The sequence below is a fragment of the Brevundimonas sp. NIBR11 genome (genome assembly GCF_027912535.1).
Lineage (GTDB): Bacteria > Pseudomonadota > Alphaproteobacteria > Caulobacterales > Caulobacteraceae > Brevundimonas.
Genome location: NZ_CP115465.1, coordinates 160,113 through 174,675 on the forward strand (window position 1 = coordinate 160,113; position 14,563 = coordinate 174,675).

18 protein-coding genes are annotated in these 14,563 nt (G+C 68.7%); 8 read left to right on the forward strand and 10 right to left on the reverse strand.

Going from position 1 to position 14,563, the window contains the following annotated elements; genetic code table 11:
- The first annotated feature begins 102 nt into the window (after positions 1 to 102).
- The 5 genes from O5O43_RS00770 to O5O43_RS00790 are packed head-to-tail and all read left to right on the forward strand — an operon-like array spanning position 103 to position 4,648.
- Positions 103 to 387, forward strand: a complete 285-nt coding sequence (locus O5O43_RS00770) for a DUF983 domain-containing protein (protein ID WP_348637147.1) — start codon at positions 103 to 105, stop codon at positions 385 to 387.
- Entirely contained in the window at positions 380 to 1,090 is a 711-nt protein-coding gene (locus O5O43_RS00775; protein ID WP_271085022.1) for an SURF1 family protein, read from the forward strand. Before O5O43_RS00770 ends, O5O43_RS00775 begins: the two co-directional genes overlap by 8 nt.
- 50 nt (positions 1,091 to 1,140) lie before the next feature.
- On the forward strand, positions 1,141 to 2,352 hold the full coding sequence (locus O5O43_RS00780) for a pitrilysin family protein (protein ID WP_271085023.1): 1,212 nt from the start codon (positions 1,141 to 1,143) through the stop codon (positions 2,350 to 2,352).
- Between the two features lie 24 nt (positions 2,353 to 2,376).
- Positions 2,377 to 2,964: a GNAT family protein gene (locus O5O43_RS00785; RefSeq protein ID WP_271085024.1), complete on the forward strand. Its 588-nt coding sequence runs from the start codon at positions 2,377 to 2,379 to the stop codon at positions 2,962 to 2,964.
- A 37-nt stretch (positions 2,965 to 3,001) separates the two neighbouring features.
- Positions 3,002 to 4,648, forward strand: a complete 1,647-nt coding sequence (locus O5O43_RS00790) for a bifunctional diguanylate cyclase/phosphodiesterase (RefSeq protein ID WP_271086358.1) — start codon at positions 3,002 to 3,004, stop codon at positions 4,646 to 4,648.
- On the opposite strand, the gene O5O43_RS00795 is transcribed toward O5O43_RS00790, so the two are convergent.
- Complete coding sequence (locus tag O5O43_RS00795; protein WP_271085025.1) at positions 4,645 to 5,214, reverse strand: YqgE/AlgH family protein; 570 nt, start codon at positions 5,212 to 5,214, stop codon at positions 4,645 to 4,647. The two genes, O5O43_RS00790 and O5O43_RS00795, sit on opposite strands and share 4 nt — an antisense overlap.
- Positions 5,215 to 5,350: 136 nt before the next feature.
- On the opposite strand from O5O43_RS00795, the gene O5O43_RS00800 reads away from it, so the two are divergent.
- A complete protein-coding gene (locus O5O43_RS00800) occupies positions 5,351 to 5,836 on the forward strand; it encodes a peroxiredoxin (protein ID WP_271085026.1) in 486 nt (161 codons plus the stop codon).
- A gap of 146 nt (positions 5,837 to 5,982) precedes the next feature.
- Positions 5,983 to 6,489, forward strand: a complete 507-nt coding sequence (locus O5O43_RS00805; RefSeq protein WP_271085027.1) for a very short patch repair endonuclease — start codon at positions 5,983 to 5,985, stop codon at positions 6,487 to 6,489.
- On the opposite strand, the gene O5O43_RS00810 is transcribed toward O5O43_RS00805, so the two are convergent.
- The 5 genes from O5O43_RS00810 to O5O43_RS00830 form a co-directional block, all read right to left on the reverse strand.
- Positions 6,381 to 8,282 carry an ATP-binding protein gene (locus O5O43_RS00810; protein ID WP_271085028.1) on the reverse strand — a complete coding sequence of 634 codons (1,902 nt, stop codon included), beginning with the start codon at positions 8,280 to 8,282 and terminating at the stop codon, positions 6,381 to 6,383. The two genes, O5O43_RS00805 and O5O43_RS00810, sit on opposite strands and share 109 nt — an antisense overlap.
- Before the next feature lie 71 nt (positions 8,283 to 8,353).
- Positions 8,354 to 9,385 (reverse strand): quinone-dependent dihydroorotate dehydrogenase, encoded by a 1,032-nt coding sequence (locus O5O43_RS00815; protein WP_271085029.1) that lies wholly within the window; start codon positions 9,383 to 9,385, stop codon positions 8,354 to 8,356.
- Positions 9,385 to 9,702, reverse strand: a complete 318-nt coding sequence (locus O5O43_RS00820; RefSeq protein WP_271085030.1) for a DUF952 domain-containing protein — start codon at positions 9,700 to 9,702, stop codon at positions 9,385 to 9,387. Before O5O43_RS00820 ends, O5O43_RS00815 begins: the two co-directional genes overlap by 1 nt.
- Positions 9,699 to 10,211 carry a histidine phosphatase family protein gene (locus tag O5O43_RS00825; protein WP_271085031.1) on the reverse strand — a complete coding sequence of 171 codons (513 nt, stop codon included), beginning with the start codon at positions 10,209 to 10,211 and terminating at the stop codon, positions 9,699 to 9,701. Before O5O43_RS00825 ends, O5O43_RS00820 begins: the two co-directional genes overlap by 4 nt.
- Before the next feature lie 9 nt (positions 10,212 to 10,220).
- Positions 10,221 to 10,985, reverse strand: coding sequence for a methyltransferase domain-containing protein (locus O5O43_RS00830; RefSeq protein ID WP_271085032.1), 765 nt, complete (start codon positions 10,983 to 10,985; stop codon positions 10,221 to 10,223).
- A 59-nt stretch (positions 10,986 to 11,044) separates the two neighbouring features.
- Between O5O43_RS00830 and gloB the strand changes: the two genes are divergently transcribed.
- Positions 11,045 to 11,773, forward strand: a complete 729-nt coding sequence (gene gloB, locus O5O43_RS00835) for a hydroxyacylglutathione hydrolase (RefSeq protein ID WP_271085033.1) — start codon at positions 11,045 to 11,047, stop codon at positions 11,771 to 11,773.
- A gap of 5 nt (positions 11,774 to 11,778) precedes the next feature.
- On the opposite strand, the gene O5O43_RS00840 is transcribed toward gloB, so the two are convergent.
- From O5O43_RS00840 to O5O43_RS00855, 4 genes are all read right to left on the reverse strand, one after another.
- Entirely contained in the window at positions 11,779 to 12,561 is a 783-nt protein-coding gene (locus tag O5O43_RS00840) for a DUF4908 domain-containing protein (RefSeq protein ID WP_271085034.1), read from the reverse strand.
- Positions 12,562 to 12,611: 50 nt separating this feature from the next.
- Positions 12,612 to 13,337 carry an acetoacetyl-CoA reductase gene (phbB, locus tag O5O43_RS00845; protein ID WP_271085035.1) on the reverse strand — a complete coding sequence of 242 codons (726 nt, stop codon included), beginning with the start codon at positions 13,335 to 13,337 and terminating at the stop codon, positions 12,612 to 12,614.
- 104 nt (positions 13,338 to 13,441) lie between these two features.
- Positions 13,442 to 14,056, reverse strand: coding sequence for a malonic semialdehyde reductase (locus tag O5O43_RS00850; RefSeq protein WP_271085036.1), 615 nt, complete (start codon positions 14,054 to 14,056; stop codon positions 13,442 to 13,444).
- A 111-nt stretch (positions 14,057 to 14,167) separates the two neighbouring features.
- Positions 14,168 to 14,545, reverse strand: coding sequence for a GFA family protein (locus O5O43_RS00855; protein WP_271085037.1), 378 nt, complete (start codon positions 14,543 to 14,545; stop codon positions 14,168 to 14,170).
- Positions 14,546 to 14,563: the final 18 nt, after the last annotated feature.

Genomic DNA, 14,563 nt, shown 5'->3' on the forward strand with positions numbered 1-14,563 from the left:
TTGGACCCTCGTCCATCCCAGACTGAAAACAGTACGCCGGCGCGGATCGATCAGGTCCGCGCCGGTTTCGTTTGCCGATGTCCGAACTGCGGCAAGGGGCGATTGTTCGAAGGCTTCCTGAGGGTGGTCGACCGCTGCGCCGTCTGCGGCTTCGACTTCACCCGGCTGAACACCGGCGACGGGGCCGCGATCTTCATCATGCAGATCGCCGGCGGGCTGGTCGTGTTCACCGCCTTGTTCGTCCAGGTCGCCTACAACCCTCCGATCTCGGCGATGCTGGCCGTCGCCATTCCTCTGGCGGGCGCGCTGTCGCTGGGGCTGATGCGGCCGGGCAAGGGGGTGATGATCGCCCTGCAGATGCGCAACGGGACCGCCCGCGATGAGTGAGCCGAAGACCCGTTTTCCGATCCTGCTGACCGTCTTCATCGCGGCCTGTCTCGTGGTCTTGTGCGGGCTGGGGACCTGGCAGATGCAGCGGCTGTCGTGGAAGGAGGGGCTGATCGCCCAGGCCGAGGCGGCTGCGCAACTGCCGCCCGCGCCCCTGATCGAGGTGCTGAACGCCGCCGATCCGGAGTTCCGGAAGGCTTTGGTGGTCTGTCGCGGTCTGCCGACCGCGCCCTTCGTCGAGCTGCAATCCATCCATGACGGCCAGCCCGGCGTGCGGCTGATCTCGGCCTGTAGGCCCGAAGGGATGGGCGAGACCTTCCTGGTCGATCGCGGCTTCCTGGCCGACAGCATATCGTCGCGGCCGCGCGTGCTGGAGACGACCCTGCCGCTGTCGCTGGTGGTGGAGCTGCGTCGGTCGCCGCCCCCGGGCGGGATGACGCCGCCGCCCGAGGGGACGCATTTCTACGGCCGGGACAATGCCGCCATGGCTGCGGCCCTGGGCACGATGGCGCCGGCCGAGTTCACGCTTTTCGCCCTGACCTCGCCCAATCCGGAACTGGGCGCCCTGATCGCGGGCGCGCCGCCGGCGGCGTTTTCGAACAACCATCTGGGCTATGCACTGACCTGGTACGGACTGGCGCTGGCGCTGGTCGGTTTCGATGTGGCCGTCCTGCTTCGCAGGTACAGAAAGACCAAACCCTGACCGCTTCCCTGCACACCCTGTCCAATGGCGTCCGCGTCGTCTGCGATCCCATGCCCGGGTTGAAGACCCTCGCCCTGACCGTGGCGGTCAAGGGCGGGGCGAGATGGGAAACCGAAGCGCGCTCGGGGTGGTCGCATCTTCTCGAACATCTCGTCTTCAAGGGCGCGGGCGAGATGGGGGCGCGCGACATTGTCGAGCGGATCGAGGCCGAGGGCGGGTCGATCAACGCCGCCACCGGATACGAGCGCACCAGTTTCGAGATCCGGGCTCTGGACGGGTCTCTGCCACTGGCTATGCAGATCGTGTCCGACCTCGTCTTCCGCCCCACGCTGGACGCCGCCGAGATCGAGCGCGAGAAGGACGTGGTGGCGCAGGAGATCGCCGAGGCCTTCGACACGCCGGACGACCACGTCTTCGAAATGGCCCAGACCCAGGCGTTCGCGGGCCAGCCACTGGGGCGGCCGATCCTGGGCTCCATCGCCAGCCTGAAGCCCGCCGACCGGGCGACCATGGGCGACTGGCGCGCGCGGCTCTATTCGCCGGACCGGATGGTGGTGGCGGTGTCGGGCGCGGTGGACGAGACCGAGCTTCTGGCCTTGGCCGAGCGCTGTTTCGGATCGGCCGTGGCGGCCCCGGCCGATGCGCCGGAGAAGGCGTCGTTCGTCGGCGGGTCGGCGGCCCTGACGCGGAAGATCGAGCAGGCCAATCTGGTGTTCCAACTGCCGTCGTTGGCGGCCAGCGATCCGGCCATTCCGGCCCTGCGTCTGTTCACCGAGATCCTCGGCGGGGGCATGGCGTCGCGCCTGTTCCAGAGCGCGCGCGAGGAGCGGGGTCTGGCCTATGCCATCGACGCCTATCAGGAGCCTTATGACGATGGCGGGGTTCTGGGAATCTATGCGGGCGCGGCGGCCGACCGATCGGTGGAACTGGCCCAGGTCTGCGCCGACGAGGTCCGCGACCTGACGCTGAAGGGGCCTACGGACGCCGAGCTGTCGCGGGCCAAGGCGGTGTTGAAGGGATCGCTGTGGATGTCGGACGAGAGCCCGGCCAGTCGCGCGGGCCGGATCGCCGCCCAGACCCTGATGTTCGGCGCGCCCGTGCCGTCTGACGACACGGCGGCGCGGATGGAGGCGGCGACGGCGGCGGACCTGAAGGCGGTCGGCGAGCGGGTGCTGGCGTCAGGCAAGGCCTCGACGGCGGTGCTGGGGCCCAAGGCTGCGGCGCCAGCGGGGCGTGCGTTCGTGGAGCGGGTGGCCTCCTAGGGATCGAGAGGCTAGGCTGCGTCCATGGCCCTCCTCGACTGGATGACGGATGCGACCGGGCCCGTGGTCGAGGGGCAGGGCGTCTTGTTGCGGCCGCCGCGCACGGGCGACTATTCCGCCTGGGCCGATCTGCGAGAACGGTCCCGCGAGTATTTGCAGCCGTGGGAGCCGTCCTGGCCCGACGACGATCTGACCAAGGCGGCCTATCGCCGGCGGCTGGGGGTCTATGCGCGTGAGATGGAGCTGGGCCACGCCTGGCCCTTCTTCGTCTTCGATGCGCAAGGTCGGACCCTTATGGGCGCCATCACGCTGTCCAACGTTCGGCGCGGCGTGGCCGAGACCGGGACCCTCGGATACTGGGTCGGCCAGCCGTTCGCGGGGCGGGGCGTGGCCACGGCCGCCGTCAGGGCCATGACCGGGTTCGCCTTCCGCTCGGCGCGGCTGCACCGGCTGGAGGCCTCCTGCCTGCCGACGAACATCCCCTCGCGGCGGGTGCTCGAGAAATCGGGCTTCGTGAAGGAGGGAGAGGCGCGGGCTTATCTCAAAATTAACGGCGCATGGGCAGATCATATCCTGTTCGGCCTTGTGTCGGACGATGTCGCCGTGTCCTGAAGGAACGCCTGAGCCCGTGACCCCGCGACCCCGCACCATGACCTGGGACGCGACCACGGCCATCGAGGCGCTGGCCGCCGCCGATTCCGCCCTGTGGATCTGGACGCCGGGCGAGGATTCCATCCGCTTCACCGGGGCGACCCGGTCGCTGGGCCTGGGCCCGCTGGCGCCGGAGTGTTCGGGCGCCGCCTTCATCGCCCTGGCTCTGCCGCAGGATCGGTCGCTGGCCGAGCGCATCCTCAAACCCGCCGCCGAGGGGACTGAGGTCGCCGTGCGGCTGCGCATGCGCGGGTCAGAGACTTGCTTGTGGCGCGGGGTGTGGCTGGAAGACGGGCTGCGCGCCGCCGGGATGGTGGCGCTGGAGGCCAAGGTCGCCGGCTCCGACAAGGACGTCCTGACCGGTCTGCTGGACCGCAAGAGCTTCCTCGGCCGCGCCGCCGAGACCCTGACCGCGCCCGGCGAGTACGACATGGTCGTCGCCGACGTGGACCGCCTGCGTCGCCTGAACGAGGCCCTCGGTCACGAGCGCACGGACATGGTGATCTCGGCGCTGGGCTCGCGCATGGCGGCCGCCTTCTCGTTCGACGCCAATCCGGCCCGGATCGGCGAGGATGAGTTCGCGGTCGTTCTGCCGCGGGGGGTCGGCAACGCCGCCGACCGCCTGAGGGACGCGCTGGAACAGCCGTTGCGGGTTGCGGGCTTCGACATCTACCCGACCGTCTCGATCGGCTCGGTGACCTTCGAGGGCGGGCCGGACGCGCCGGACGCGGCCGAACTGCTGCGCCGGGTCGAACTGGCCGTGGCCGCCGCCAAGAAGGCCGGGCGCGGCGGGGCCGCCGCCTATGGCCGGGCGATGGAATCGGACAGTCTGTCGCGACTGGCGCTGGAGGCGGATCTTCGGAACGCCTTCGTGCGCGGCGAGATCGAACCCTTCTTCCAGCCGATCGTGAACCTGAACACCGGGGCGGTGGCCGGGTTCGAGGCCCTGGCCCGCTGGCGTCACCCCAAGCGCGGTCTGGTGCCGCCGGACGAGTTCCTGGGCCTGACCGACGAGATGGGCCTGATGAACGATCTGGGCCTGATGATGATGACCCAGTCGGCGCGTCAGCTGGCGGAGTGGCTGCAGCGCCATCCCTCCGCCGGCAAGCTGTTCTGCAGCGTCAACCTGTCGGTCGGCGAGATCGAGCGGCCGAACCTGATCGAGGACGTGGCGCGGGTCATTCAGGAGACGGGCCTGCCGCGCGGCGCGCTGAAGCTGGAGGTCACCGAGGGCGACATCATGCGGGATACGGCGTCGGCCGCCGTGATCCTGCAGAGGCTGAAGGATGTCGGGGCGTCGCTGGCGCTGGACGACTTCGGCACGGGCTTCTCGTCGCTGAGTTACCTAGCGCGCCTACCGTTCGATACGCTGAAGATCGACCGCTATTTCGTTCTGACGATGGACAAGGACGAAGGCTCGGCGAAGATCGTCAAGTCGGTCGTCAACCTGGGTCGCGACCTGAACCTGGAGGTCGTCGCCGAGGGTGTGGAGAACGCCGGGCTGGCGGCGCTGCTGCTGGACGCCAGCTGCCACTACGGCCAGGGCTTCGGCTATGCGCCCGCCCTGCCGGCGCAGGAGGCCGAGGTCTATCTCAACGAAAGCCTGTCGGACGGGGTCGCCCCGCTGAAGGCGCGGTCAGCTTAAGCTCTTCCCGACTGGCCCGACAGCATGGCGGCGTCGACGCCGAGGCCGGCCAGGGCGCGGCTCCATTTGGTGGCGAAATCGGTGTCGAACAGCAGTTCCAGATCGGCGTCGGCGGTGAGCCAGACATTGTCGCCCAGCTCCTCTTCCAACTGGCCGTCGCCCCAGCCGGCGTAGCCGAGAAGCAACGTCGAACGACGCGGACCGGTCGCCGGATCTGTCATGGCCGTCAGGGCCTCGCGCGTGCCGGTCAGGGCAAGGCCGGCGCCGAACGGGGTGGACGTGTCGTCGATCATCCAGTCGTCGGTGTGCAGGACGAAGCCGCGCTCCATCTCCACCGGGCCGCCGACCATGACGGGGCGGCCGCGCGCCTGTTCGGGCGCGTTCAGCGCGAGCTTGGACAGGACGGCCTGCAGGTCGACGCCGGGCGCGGGGCGGTCGATGCGGACGCCCATGGCGTGGTCCGGCTCATGGGCGCAGACCAGAATGACGGCGTGCTCGAAGCGCGGGTCGTCGATGCCGGGCATGGCCACCAGAAGCCGGCCCGTCAGGGATTGGAAGTCGTCCATACGCAGATGATCGGTGCGCGCCGGGGCTTTCGCAAGGCGGCGCCGATCACGATCGCGCTTGGCGGTGGCTCTTGTCGAGCCTATCTGACGCAGGTCGGCGCACGGCGCCCCATTCCAGACCTCTTTGGAGCCTTCCATGACGATCCAGATCGGCGACCGTATCCCCTCGGCCACCCTGTCGCAGGGCACGCCGGAGGGCCCCAGGCCCGTCAACACCGATGAGTTCTTCGCCGGAAAGACCGTCGCCCTGTTCGCCGTCCCCGGCGCCTTCACCCCGACCTGCTCGGCCCGTCACCTGCCGGGCTATGTCGACAACAAGGCTGAGCTGAAGGCCAAGGGCGTGGACGTGATCGCCTGCATCTCGGTCAACGACGCCTTCGTGATGAACGCCTGGGCCGAGAGCCAGGGCCTGACCGGTGACGACGTCGTCATGCTGGCCGACGGCAACGGCGACTTCACCCGCACGATCGGACTGGTGCTGGATGGAAAGGGCTTCGGCCTCGGAGAGCGTTCGCAGCGCTATTCGATGCTGGTCAAGGACGGCGTCGTGACCCAGCTGAACATCGAACAGGGCGGCGAGTTCAAGGTGTCCTCGGCCGAGCACCTGCTGGCTCAGCTTTGATCTGAACACCCGTGCATCCCCGCGAACGCGGGGACCCGGTGCTTTCGTGAGGCGCTAGGCGTGGGATCGCTTTCAGTGTTCGCCGGATCCGTCACATCACCCACAGAACTGGGGCCCCGACTTCGCGGGGATGCACGGTGGGTGATGTGAGCGACGTCTTCACTCCCGAGAAGCGCAGCGCCGTCATGCGTCGGGTCAAGGGGCGGGACACCTCGCCCGAGATCGCCGTGCGCCGCATCTTGCGCGCTGCGGGGATCGGCTATCGGCTGGGCGGGCGAGGCCTGCCCGGCAAGCCGGACATCGTGATGAAGGGGCGGCGGACGGTCGTCTTCGTGCACGGCTGTTTCTGGCACAGGCATGACTGCGCGCGGGGGTCGCGGAAGCCGAAGCAGAACGCCGACTACTGGACCGCCAAGATCGGACGGAACATGGTTCGCGATGCGGATGTGACGGCGCGGCTGACCGCCGACGGCTGGCGCGTGATCACCGTCTGGGAGTGCGATCTGAAGGCGCTGGATGCGGCGGCCCGGTTGGTGGCCGAGGTTCAGGCGGCGACGATTTCGACCGTGTCGTCCTCGGAGGCGTCGCCCGCCAGGACGTGGTCGAGGGCGCCGAGCAGGGCGGGGGGCGTCAAAGGCTTGGAGACGAAATAGGTCATGCCGGCGGCCATGCAGGCGGCGATGTCGTCGGGGGCGGTGTCGGCGGTGACGGCGATGACGGGGACCCCGGCGTTGATCCCGTCCCCAGCGCGAAGGCGACGAGTCGTCTCGCGGCCGTCGAGCTCTGGCATCCGCACGTCCATGAAGATGACGTCGAAGGCCTTGGTCTCGCACTGGGCCAAGGCCAGGAGGCCGTCAGCGGCGGTCGAGATATCGCAGCCTAGCGGGGCCAGGATCAGCTCAACCGCGCGACGATTGATGTCGTGGTCGTCGACGACGAGGACACGCAGGGGACGGTCGTTGTCCTCCTCCATCTCCGGAGCCTCGTCGACCACGGGCTCGGGCGCGACGTCGACGACGGGTTCCGGCGCGGCGGCCGGGCGGACAGGCGCGCGCGGGGCGAGGCTGCGGACGATGTCGCCCCGGCTCTCGTCGTTGAAACCGGATGGCGTGGCGACGATCGTCTCGCCGCGCGGCAAAAGCAGGGACAGGGTGAAGGCTGCGCCCTCGCCCGGACGGCTGCGGGCGGTCAGGCGGCCGCCCATCAGCTCGGCCAGGTCGCGGCTGATGGAGAGCCCCAGGCCAGTGCCGCCGTGGCGGGCGCTGACGCCCTCCGCGGTCTGGTCGAACGGAGTGAACAGGCGGGTCAGCTGCTGGTGCGTCATGCCGGGGCCGGTGTCGGCGACCTCGATCAGGATGGCGTAGCTGGACGGTTCCTCCTCCCAGGCCGTGAGGCGCAGGGTGACCGAGCCTTCGGTCGTGAACTTCATCGCGTTGGAGACGAGGTTGTTCATGACTTGACGCAGTCGCATCGGGTCGCCCTTGACCGAACCGGGTATGCTGGCGGCGCCCTCGACGCGCAGGGTCAGACCCTTGGCGCGGGCCTCGCCCTGCCAGAACATCAGGGTCTGGGCGATCAGGCCGCGCAGGTTGAAGTCGACGCGCTCGACCGTCATCCGGCCGGCGTCCAGCTTGGCGTGATCCAGAAGATCGTCGAGCAGGGCCTTCATCATCACGCCGGCGTCGGTGATCAGGGCGGCCTGGGCCCGGGCGGCGCCGTCCGTCGCGCCCTTCTCGAGCTCGGCGGCGCCGGTCATGATGGCGCTGATGGGTGTTCGCAGGTCGTGGCCCACGGTGGCCAGGAAGGCCGCTCGGCCGGCCATGGCGCGTTCGGCCTCGGCGCGACGGCGGTCGGCGTCGAGACGGGCGGCGCTCTCGGCGTCGGCGGCCTGGTTCATGCGCTGCCAGGTCGACAGGCAGTAGATGCCGAAGACGATGAAGGCGACGGCGGCAGCGGTGACGAAGGAGGTCGGGGCGCCATACCAGCTCATCCAGACCGGGGTCGCAGCCATGTAGAGGAAGTGCGGGGTGAGGGTCGTCGCCAGCACTTCTTTGGAGCGCGGCGAGTTGACGACGCCGTAGATGGCGCCCGAGGCGGCGAGGACGGCGGCGCAGACCCCGCCCATGGGGCCGCCGGTCAGCCACAACGGGATCGACAGGCTGCCGAAGGCGGCTGCGTTGAGGAACAGGACGGCCACGCCGATGGCGGACCGCACCGGGCTCATCCGTTCGAACTTGCCGCTGTTGATCGGGGCGAAGACGATCATCTCCAGCAACTGGATCAGGAAGTAGGTCCCGACCCACAGGCTGGAGAAGGTCCAGCCGAACAGGGGGCTGAAGACCATGGCGGTGGCGGCGCCCATGCCCAGACGCTGGAGCAGGGCCTTGCGACGACGGCGAATGGCCGGCGCGCCGGTCGGCGGCGTATTCGTGGTGGCCTCCGACATTCTGCCCCCGGCAAAGCGCGCGGTCTTCGCCACGCATCGGGAAACAATGGCGCCTCGGCCCTAACGCTCCGTCAACGGGCGGTCGAAATGGCTTCGCTGATGCTGGTGAAACCTTCGGCGCGGACGCGGGCGGCGAGGTCCCGCTTGATCCGGCCGACCAGACCGGGGCCCTCGTAGATCAGGGCGGAATAGATCTGGACGGCGCTGGCGCCCGCGCGGATGCGGTCCCAGGCGTCCTGGCCCGAGGCGATGCCGCCGACGCCGATCAGGGGGAGGCGACCTTCCGACGCAGCCGCCGCATCCTTGAGCGCCGCCAGGGCCTTGCCGCGCAAGGGGGCGCCGGACAGGCCGCCGGTCTCGGCACGATCAGGCGAGGTCAGGGATTCGGGGCGGTCCAGGGTGGTGTTGGAAACGATCAGGGCGTCGATGCGGTGGGCGAGGGCCGCCTCGACGATCATCGCGATCTCCGCCGAAGTCAGGTCGGGGGCGATCTTGAGGAAGACGGGGGCGGGCGTGGCGCGCGCCTCGTCGATGCGGCCCAGGAGGTCGTCCAGGGCGTCGCGGCCCTGGAGCGCGCGCAGGCCCGGCGTGTTGGGCGAGGAGATGTTGATGGTGAAATAGTCGCTCAGGCCCGCGAGGCGGCGCAGCCCCGCCACATAGTCGGCGGCCTTGTCTTCCGTATCCTTGTTGGCCCCCAGATTGGCGCCGACGACGGCCCTGGGGCGGCGGGACAGGTTGTCGGCGAAGGCCTCGAGCCCTGCGTTGTTGAAGCCCATCCGGTTGATGATGGCTCGGTCCTGGGACAGGCGGAACAGGCGGGGCTTGGGATTGCCGGACTGGGGCATGGGGGTGACCGAGCCGCATTCGACGAAGCCGAAGCCGAGGCGGGACAGCCCGTGTAGGGCCTCTCCGTTCTTGTCGAGACCGGCGGCGAGGCCGATGGGGTTGGGGAGGTCGAGACCCGCGACACGGGTGCGCAGGACCGGGCCGTCGGCACCGGCGGCGGGCAGGGGCACGGTTTTCAGGGCCGTGATCGCGAGGCTGTGAGCCGTCTCCGGGTCGAGATTGCGCAGGATCGCCGCGCCCAGGTCCGGGATCGGCATCAGGCGGGAACCGTGAAGGGTCTGGCTTCGGTCACCGCCGACACCGGAAGGTCGCCGTAGATGTGGGGGAAGCGGGCGCCGCCGCGCGATTCCTCCCAGACGACCTTGCCCTCAAGAGCCGCCAGATCGACGGCGAGCAGCATCAGGTTTTGGCGCCCGGCGTAGTGTTTGCGGGCCGTCTCATCCAGCTGTGCGGCGGTCGAGAGATGAATGTAACCGTCGGCGATATCGACGGCGGACCCGGCATAGACGCCCTCGGCCATGGCCTCGCGCCACTCGGCGGCGTCGATGATCTTGTAGGCGGTCGTGTCGGTCATTCTTCCGCGCCGCCGCCGAAGGCCTTGGGCGTCAGGAAGCCGTCGTAGGCGCAGCGTCCGGCGACATCGACCTCGAAGATGGCCGCCGCGCCGGTCGGGAAGCCGCCGGCCATCCGGTCCAGGATCGACGGCGAGGCGGCGCTCTCAGTCAGGTATTCCATGGCCAGAAGCTGGACGCCCGGATTGTGGGCCATGACCAAGAGGCAGCCGGTCTGATCCTCCAGGTCCTCGACCAGGCGGCGGATGGTGTCGGTCGAGGCGTCGTAGAGCCTGGGCTCGACGCGGACCTCCACGTCGCCAAGGGCGTCGTGCATCGTCTCCCAGGTCTGGCGGGTGCGGACGGCGGGCGACACCAGGGCGAGGTCGGGGCGCAGGCCCTTGTCGGCCAGGATCCGGCCCATCAGGGCGGCGTCGTCGTGGCCGCGCTGGGTCAGGGCGCGGTCGCGGTCGAGGCCGCTTTCGGCCATCCGCTCGGTCTTGGCGTGGCGCATCAGGATCAGGCGGTGCATGGCCCGCGCTTAGCCGGGTTCGGCGTCTCTATCCACCCTGTGCGTGACGGGACCGCGCGTCACGGGCTGGGGCTGGAGGCCGGGCGCCCCGGCGCGCACGCGCTGGGCCGAGCCCGAGGGGCGGATTCGGGCGTAGGCCTGCCGCGTGGCTTCCAGCAGGATGACGCCCGCGAACCCCGGCGCGATACGGCGACCGACCTGTTCGAAGCCGTCGGCCAGACCCAAAAGCGGCGTCCACGGCGGGACGTAGAGGGTCTGGGACCAGGCGGTGGGTTCGAGCCCTGCCGCCCGCACCAGCCGTTCCAGCTGGCCTCGTGTGAAAGGGCGGCCGTGGCCGAAGGGGGTGGCCTCCGCGCGCGCCCACATCCCGCCCCGCGCGGCGGCGGCCAGGATGATGCGGCCTGCTGGGGCCAGGGCGCGGACCGCCTCGGTCAGCAGTTGGGCAGGGTCGTCGGATTCCTCCAGCGCATGGACCAGAAGAACGCGATCGAAGGCGCCGGCCGGGAAGGGAAGGCGCTTGTCGTCGACCAGCAGGGTGCGGTTGCGGCCCACGGCGGGCCAGTGTTCGACCCCCTGTCCCGAGGGCATGGCGGCGACGACGCGACGCGCGCCGACGAAGGCCTCCAGCCAAGGCGTGGCGTAGCCGATCCCCAGGACATCACAGCCCGGCGCCTCGCCCCAGGCGTCATCCAGACGCCGGGCCAGGAGCCGACGCACCAGGGCGCCGGTCGGCTCGCCGTAGAAGGTTCGCAAGTCTTCGATGGCGCGACGCATGATGAGACTTATATGGCGAGGAGCCTTACCAAACCAAGACGAGCCCCAAGGACGACCCCATGCCCCTGACCGTTCACCTGTTCCCGGCGCGGAGCGACAACTACGCCTTTCTGGCGCGGGACGAGGCGACGGGCGTGGTCGCGGCCATCGATACGCCGGACGCCCAGGTCATCCTGGACGCGATCCAGTCGCTGGGCTGGGGCAAGCTGGACCGGATCATCAACACCCACTGGCACCCGGATCACACCGAGGGCAACGCGCGGCTGAAGGCCGAGACAGGCTGCGATATCTGGGGTCCGGAAGAGGTCCGCAAGGTCGCGCCGCTGGATCATGTGGTCGAGGAGGGCGACATCGTCATGATCGGCGAGACGGCCCTGCATGTGACGGCGACGCCGGGGCATACGCTGGGCCATGTCGTGTTCCGCTCGCCGAAGGACGCCATCGCCTTCACCGGCGACACCCTGTTTCCGCTAGGCTGCGGACGGCTTTTCGAAGGCACGCCGGAGCAGATGTGGGACAGCCTTAGCCGCCTCCTCGCCTGGCCCGATGAGACAGTGCTGTACGGGGCGCACGAGTATACGGCGTCGAACGCCCGCTTCACTCTCAGCGTCGACGACCGGCCCGAGGTAAAGGCTCATGCGGACGCCATCTTCGCGGCGCGCGAACGCGGCGAGCCGACCGTGCCGACGACGATGAAGATCGAACGCGCCATGAACCCCTTCCTGACGGCCAGTTCGGCGGAGGAGTTCGCCCGGCGTCGAGCGGCGAAAGATGATTTCGCCGGCTGAACGGCCTACTCGCGCGGAGCGACGGCGCGGATGATGCTGGACGACGACGGTCGTCCGGCCTGTCCCTGACGCGGATCGACGACGACGCGCAGGTCGCCGTTGCGCGAGAAGGTCACAGAGCTGCGAGGTCCCTCGACCAGGGTGATGCTGCGCAGACCCGCAACGCGGTCACGGAAGGTGGGGGTGCGCGCCATGCGGATGACGGCCTCGGTCGTCACGATGAGCGCGTCGACCATCAAGGCCTCGGACTGGTCGCCGTCCAGGTTGATGACGATCAGCCGGCCCACCGCCTGGCTGACCAGACTGCCGCGCTGGTTCATCAGGGTGAAGAGGCGAATGGGGCCGAGCGTCGGCAGCTCCAGCGCCGGCGCAGGACCGATGCGGGTGGCCGGCGATCCGTTGGGCGCGCGCGTCGTATAGAGGGTCAGGCCGCCATCCGGGGTGACGCGCAGAATCTGGGCGCCGGCGTCATTGCGGAAAATGACGTCGCCGCGCGGGGCGGGGGTCGTGCGCAGGACCCAGGTCTCTTCCCGCCGCTCGAACCTGAACAGGGGACGGATCCCCCGGCCGTCGAAGATGAACCGCTCGCCGATCTCGGACGCATAGAGGCCGTTGGCCGGCAGGCCGCGCGGAGCCGGGTTGTCGTAGGTCTGATCGGCCTGGGCGTTGCCACGCGCCTGGGCCTGGGCGAGGCCCGGAGCGAGCAGGATCGCCAAAGCGACCAAGGCGAACGCCATCGTCGCCGGGATCGGCGATCGCGCCGTCTCCTGCTTGACCCTTGAACTCATGACCGAAAGCGATGCGCGGGGCGCGCGGCGGATTTTGGGCGACGAGAAGGTCAGCCGACCAAGTATTGACCACCGTTCAGCGACAGTGTGCAGCCTGTGACATATCCGGCACGCTCACCGGACAGCCATGACACCATGTCGGCGATCTCCTCGCCCTTGCCCAGACGGCCCACGGGGATCTGGGCCACGATGCCGGCGAGGACCTTCTCGTCCATCGCGCCGACCATTTCGGTGTCGATATAGCCGGGAGCGATGCAGTTCACCGTCACGCCCTTGCGCGCGTTTTCCAGGGCCAAGGCCTTGGTGAAGCCGATCATGCCGGCCTTGGCGGCGGAATAGTTCGTCTGGCCGATCTGGCCCTTCTGACCGTTGATCGAGGAGATGTTGACGATGCGGCCGAAGCCCCGGTCGCGCATGCCGTTGATGACCTGGCGCGTCATGTTGAAGACCGAGTCCATGTTGACCCGGATGACGTCAGACCACTGGTCCGGACCCATCTTGTGGAAGAAGCCGTCGCGGGTGATGCCGGCGTTGTTGATCAGGACGTCGATGGGACCCAGTTCGGCCTCGACCTCAGCCACGGCGCGCGCGCAATCGTCGAAACTCCCCACGTTCCCCTTCACCACCATGACGCCCAACTCGCGGGCCGTGGCCTCGGCCGCTTCGGTATTGCCGGAGTAACCGGCCGCCACGGCCATGCCGTCTTCCTTGAGGCGCTGAACGATCGCCTTGCCGATACCGCGGGTTCCACCCGTGACGAGAGCCACTCGAGCCATATGCGTTCCTGTTTTCCCTGACGGCCCGGTCTCGCGCCGCGCCTTGTCAGGGAAAACACTAGACTGCGCAGGGTTGCGCGGGAAGCCGCTGTTACCTCGCTTGATCAGACGATGCGGGCGGCTTCGTCGAACGTCAGGCGCGGGCTGCGCGGGAACAGGTTTTCGTCCGAGCCGTAGCCCAGGTTGACGATGAAGTTCGGCTCGATGTCGCCGTCGGGGAAGAACTCGGCCTTGACGCCCGCCGGGTCGAAGCCCGACATCGGACCGACGTCGAGGCCCAGAGCTCTCGCGGCGAGCAGGAAATAGCCGCCCTGCAGCGACGAGTTACGGAAGGCGGCCTCCCGACGACCGGCTTCGTCGCCGAACCAGTCGCGAGCGCCGGGAGCGTGCGGGAACAGGTGCGGCAGCTGGTTGTGAAAATTCATGTCGTAGCCGATGATCACCGTGACCGGGGCCTGGGCGGTCTTGGCCTGGTTTCCCTCGCTCATCAGCGGGACGAGGCGTGCCTTGGCCTCGGGCGAGGTCACGAAGACGAAGCGGGCCGGAGTGGTGTTGACCGCCGTCGGCCCGAACTTGGTCAGGTCGTAGAGCTTGTGCAGCAGCTCGGTCGGCACGGGACGGTCGGTCCAGCCGTTGCGGGTGCGGGCCTCGGTGAAGACCTGGGCCAGGGCGGCATCGCTCAGGGAGACGTCGCGGGCGGAAAGCGAATCGAAAGCCATCTGGGAAAACCCTCAAATCTACAACTGCATCAGCAGCTGTTGCATACAAGGGAGTGCAGGTGCGTCTGTTCAAGATTATTCGCATCAACTGCGGTTACAATTTTGTGAGGCCTACCACAGGTGTTTGCCGTCGATCACTGTCACAGGATGGTCGGCGGCTTCGAAATCGTCGAACAGACGGGCGTTGACGCAGATCTGGCGTTTGCCGGCCTTGAAGTCTTCCTGAGGCACGAAGACCGGGCTGTCGGCGTAGACATCGCAGCCGCAGCGTCCGCAGAAATTGTTCGACACCAGCTTGGAGTTCCAGAAATACGTGGACTCCTCGGCTCGGTCGCCCGGGAAGGTTCGCGTGAATTGGTCCGGGCGGAAATAGGCGTAGAGGTGACCGCGCTTGGAGCAGAAGCTGCAGGTGCAGCGGGTCAGCGTCTCGGGGACGTCGCCGTCGATCTGGAAGGCGATGTCGCCGCAGTGGCAGCGTCCCGTGATCATGACCGCGCTCGCTAAGGG

Coding starts and splice junctions, on each gene's coding strand:
- O5O43_RS00830 (WP_271085032.1), bottom strand. CDS start 10,985: ATGCGTCGCGCCATCGAAGACTTGCGAACCTTCTACGGCGAGCCGACC.
- O5O43_RS00825 (WP_271085031.1), bottom strand. CDS start 10,211: ATGCACCGCCTGATCCTGATGCGCCACGCCAAGACCGAGCGGATGGCC.
- O5O43_RS00815 (WP_271085029.1), bottom strand. CDS start 9,385: ATGCCGATCCCGGACCTGGGCGCGGCGATCCTGCGCAATCTCGACCCG.
- O5O43_RS00820 (WP_271085030.1), bottom strand. CDS start 9,702: ATGACCGACACGACCGCCTACAAGATCATCGACGCCGCCGAGTGGCGC.
- phbB (WP_271085035.1), bottom strand. CDS start 13,337: ATGGCTCGAGTGGCTCTCGTCACGGGTGGAACCCGCGGTATCGGCAAG.
- O5O43_RS00810 (WP_271085028.1), bottom strand. CDS start 8,282: ATGTCGGAGGCCACCACGAATACGCCGCCGACCGGCGCGCCGGCCATT.
- O5O43_RS00790 (WP_271086358.1), top strand. CDS start 3,002: ATGACCTGGGACGCGACCACGGCCATCGAGGCGCTGGCCGCCGCCGAT.
- O5O43_RS00780 (WP_271085023.1), top strand. CDS start 1,141: ATGCCCGGGTTGAAGACCCTCGCCCTGACCGTGGCGGTCAAGGGCGGG.
- O5O43_RS00775 (WP_271085022.1), top strand. CDS start 380: ATGAGTGAGCCGAAGACCCGTTTTCCGATCCTGCTGACCGTCTTCATC.
- O5O43_RS00850 (WP_271085036.1), bottom strand. CDS start 14,056: ATGGCTTTCGATTCGCTTTCCGCCCGCGACGTCTCCCTGAGCGATGCC.
- O5O43_RS00800 (WP_271085026.1), top strand. CDS start 5,351: ATGACGATCCAGATCGGCGACCGTATCCCCTCGGCCACCCTGTCGCAG.
- O5O43_RS00795 (WP_271085025.1), bottom strand. CDS start 5,214: ATGGACGACTTCCAATCCCTGACGGGCCGGCTTCTGGTGGCCATGCCC.
- O5O43_RS00785 (WP_271085024.1), top strand. CDS start 2,377: ATGGCCCTCCTCGACTGGATGACGGATGCGACCGGGCCCGTGGTCGAG.
- O5O43_RS00855 (WP_271085037.1), bottom strand. CDS start 14,545: ATGATCACGGGACGCTGCCACTGCGGCGACATCGCCTTCCAGATCGAC.
- gloB (WP_271085033.1), top strand. CDS start 11,045: ATGCCCCTGACCGTTCACCTGTTCCCGGCGCGGAGCGACAACTACGCC.
- O5O43_RS00840 (WP_271085034.1), bottom strand. CDS start 12,561: ATGAGTTCAAGGGTCAAGCAGGAGACGGCGCGATCGCCGATCCCGGCG.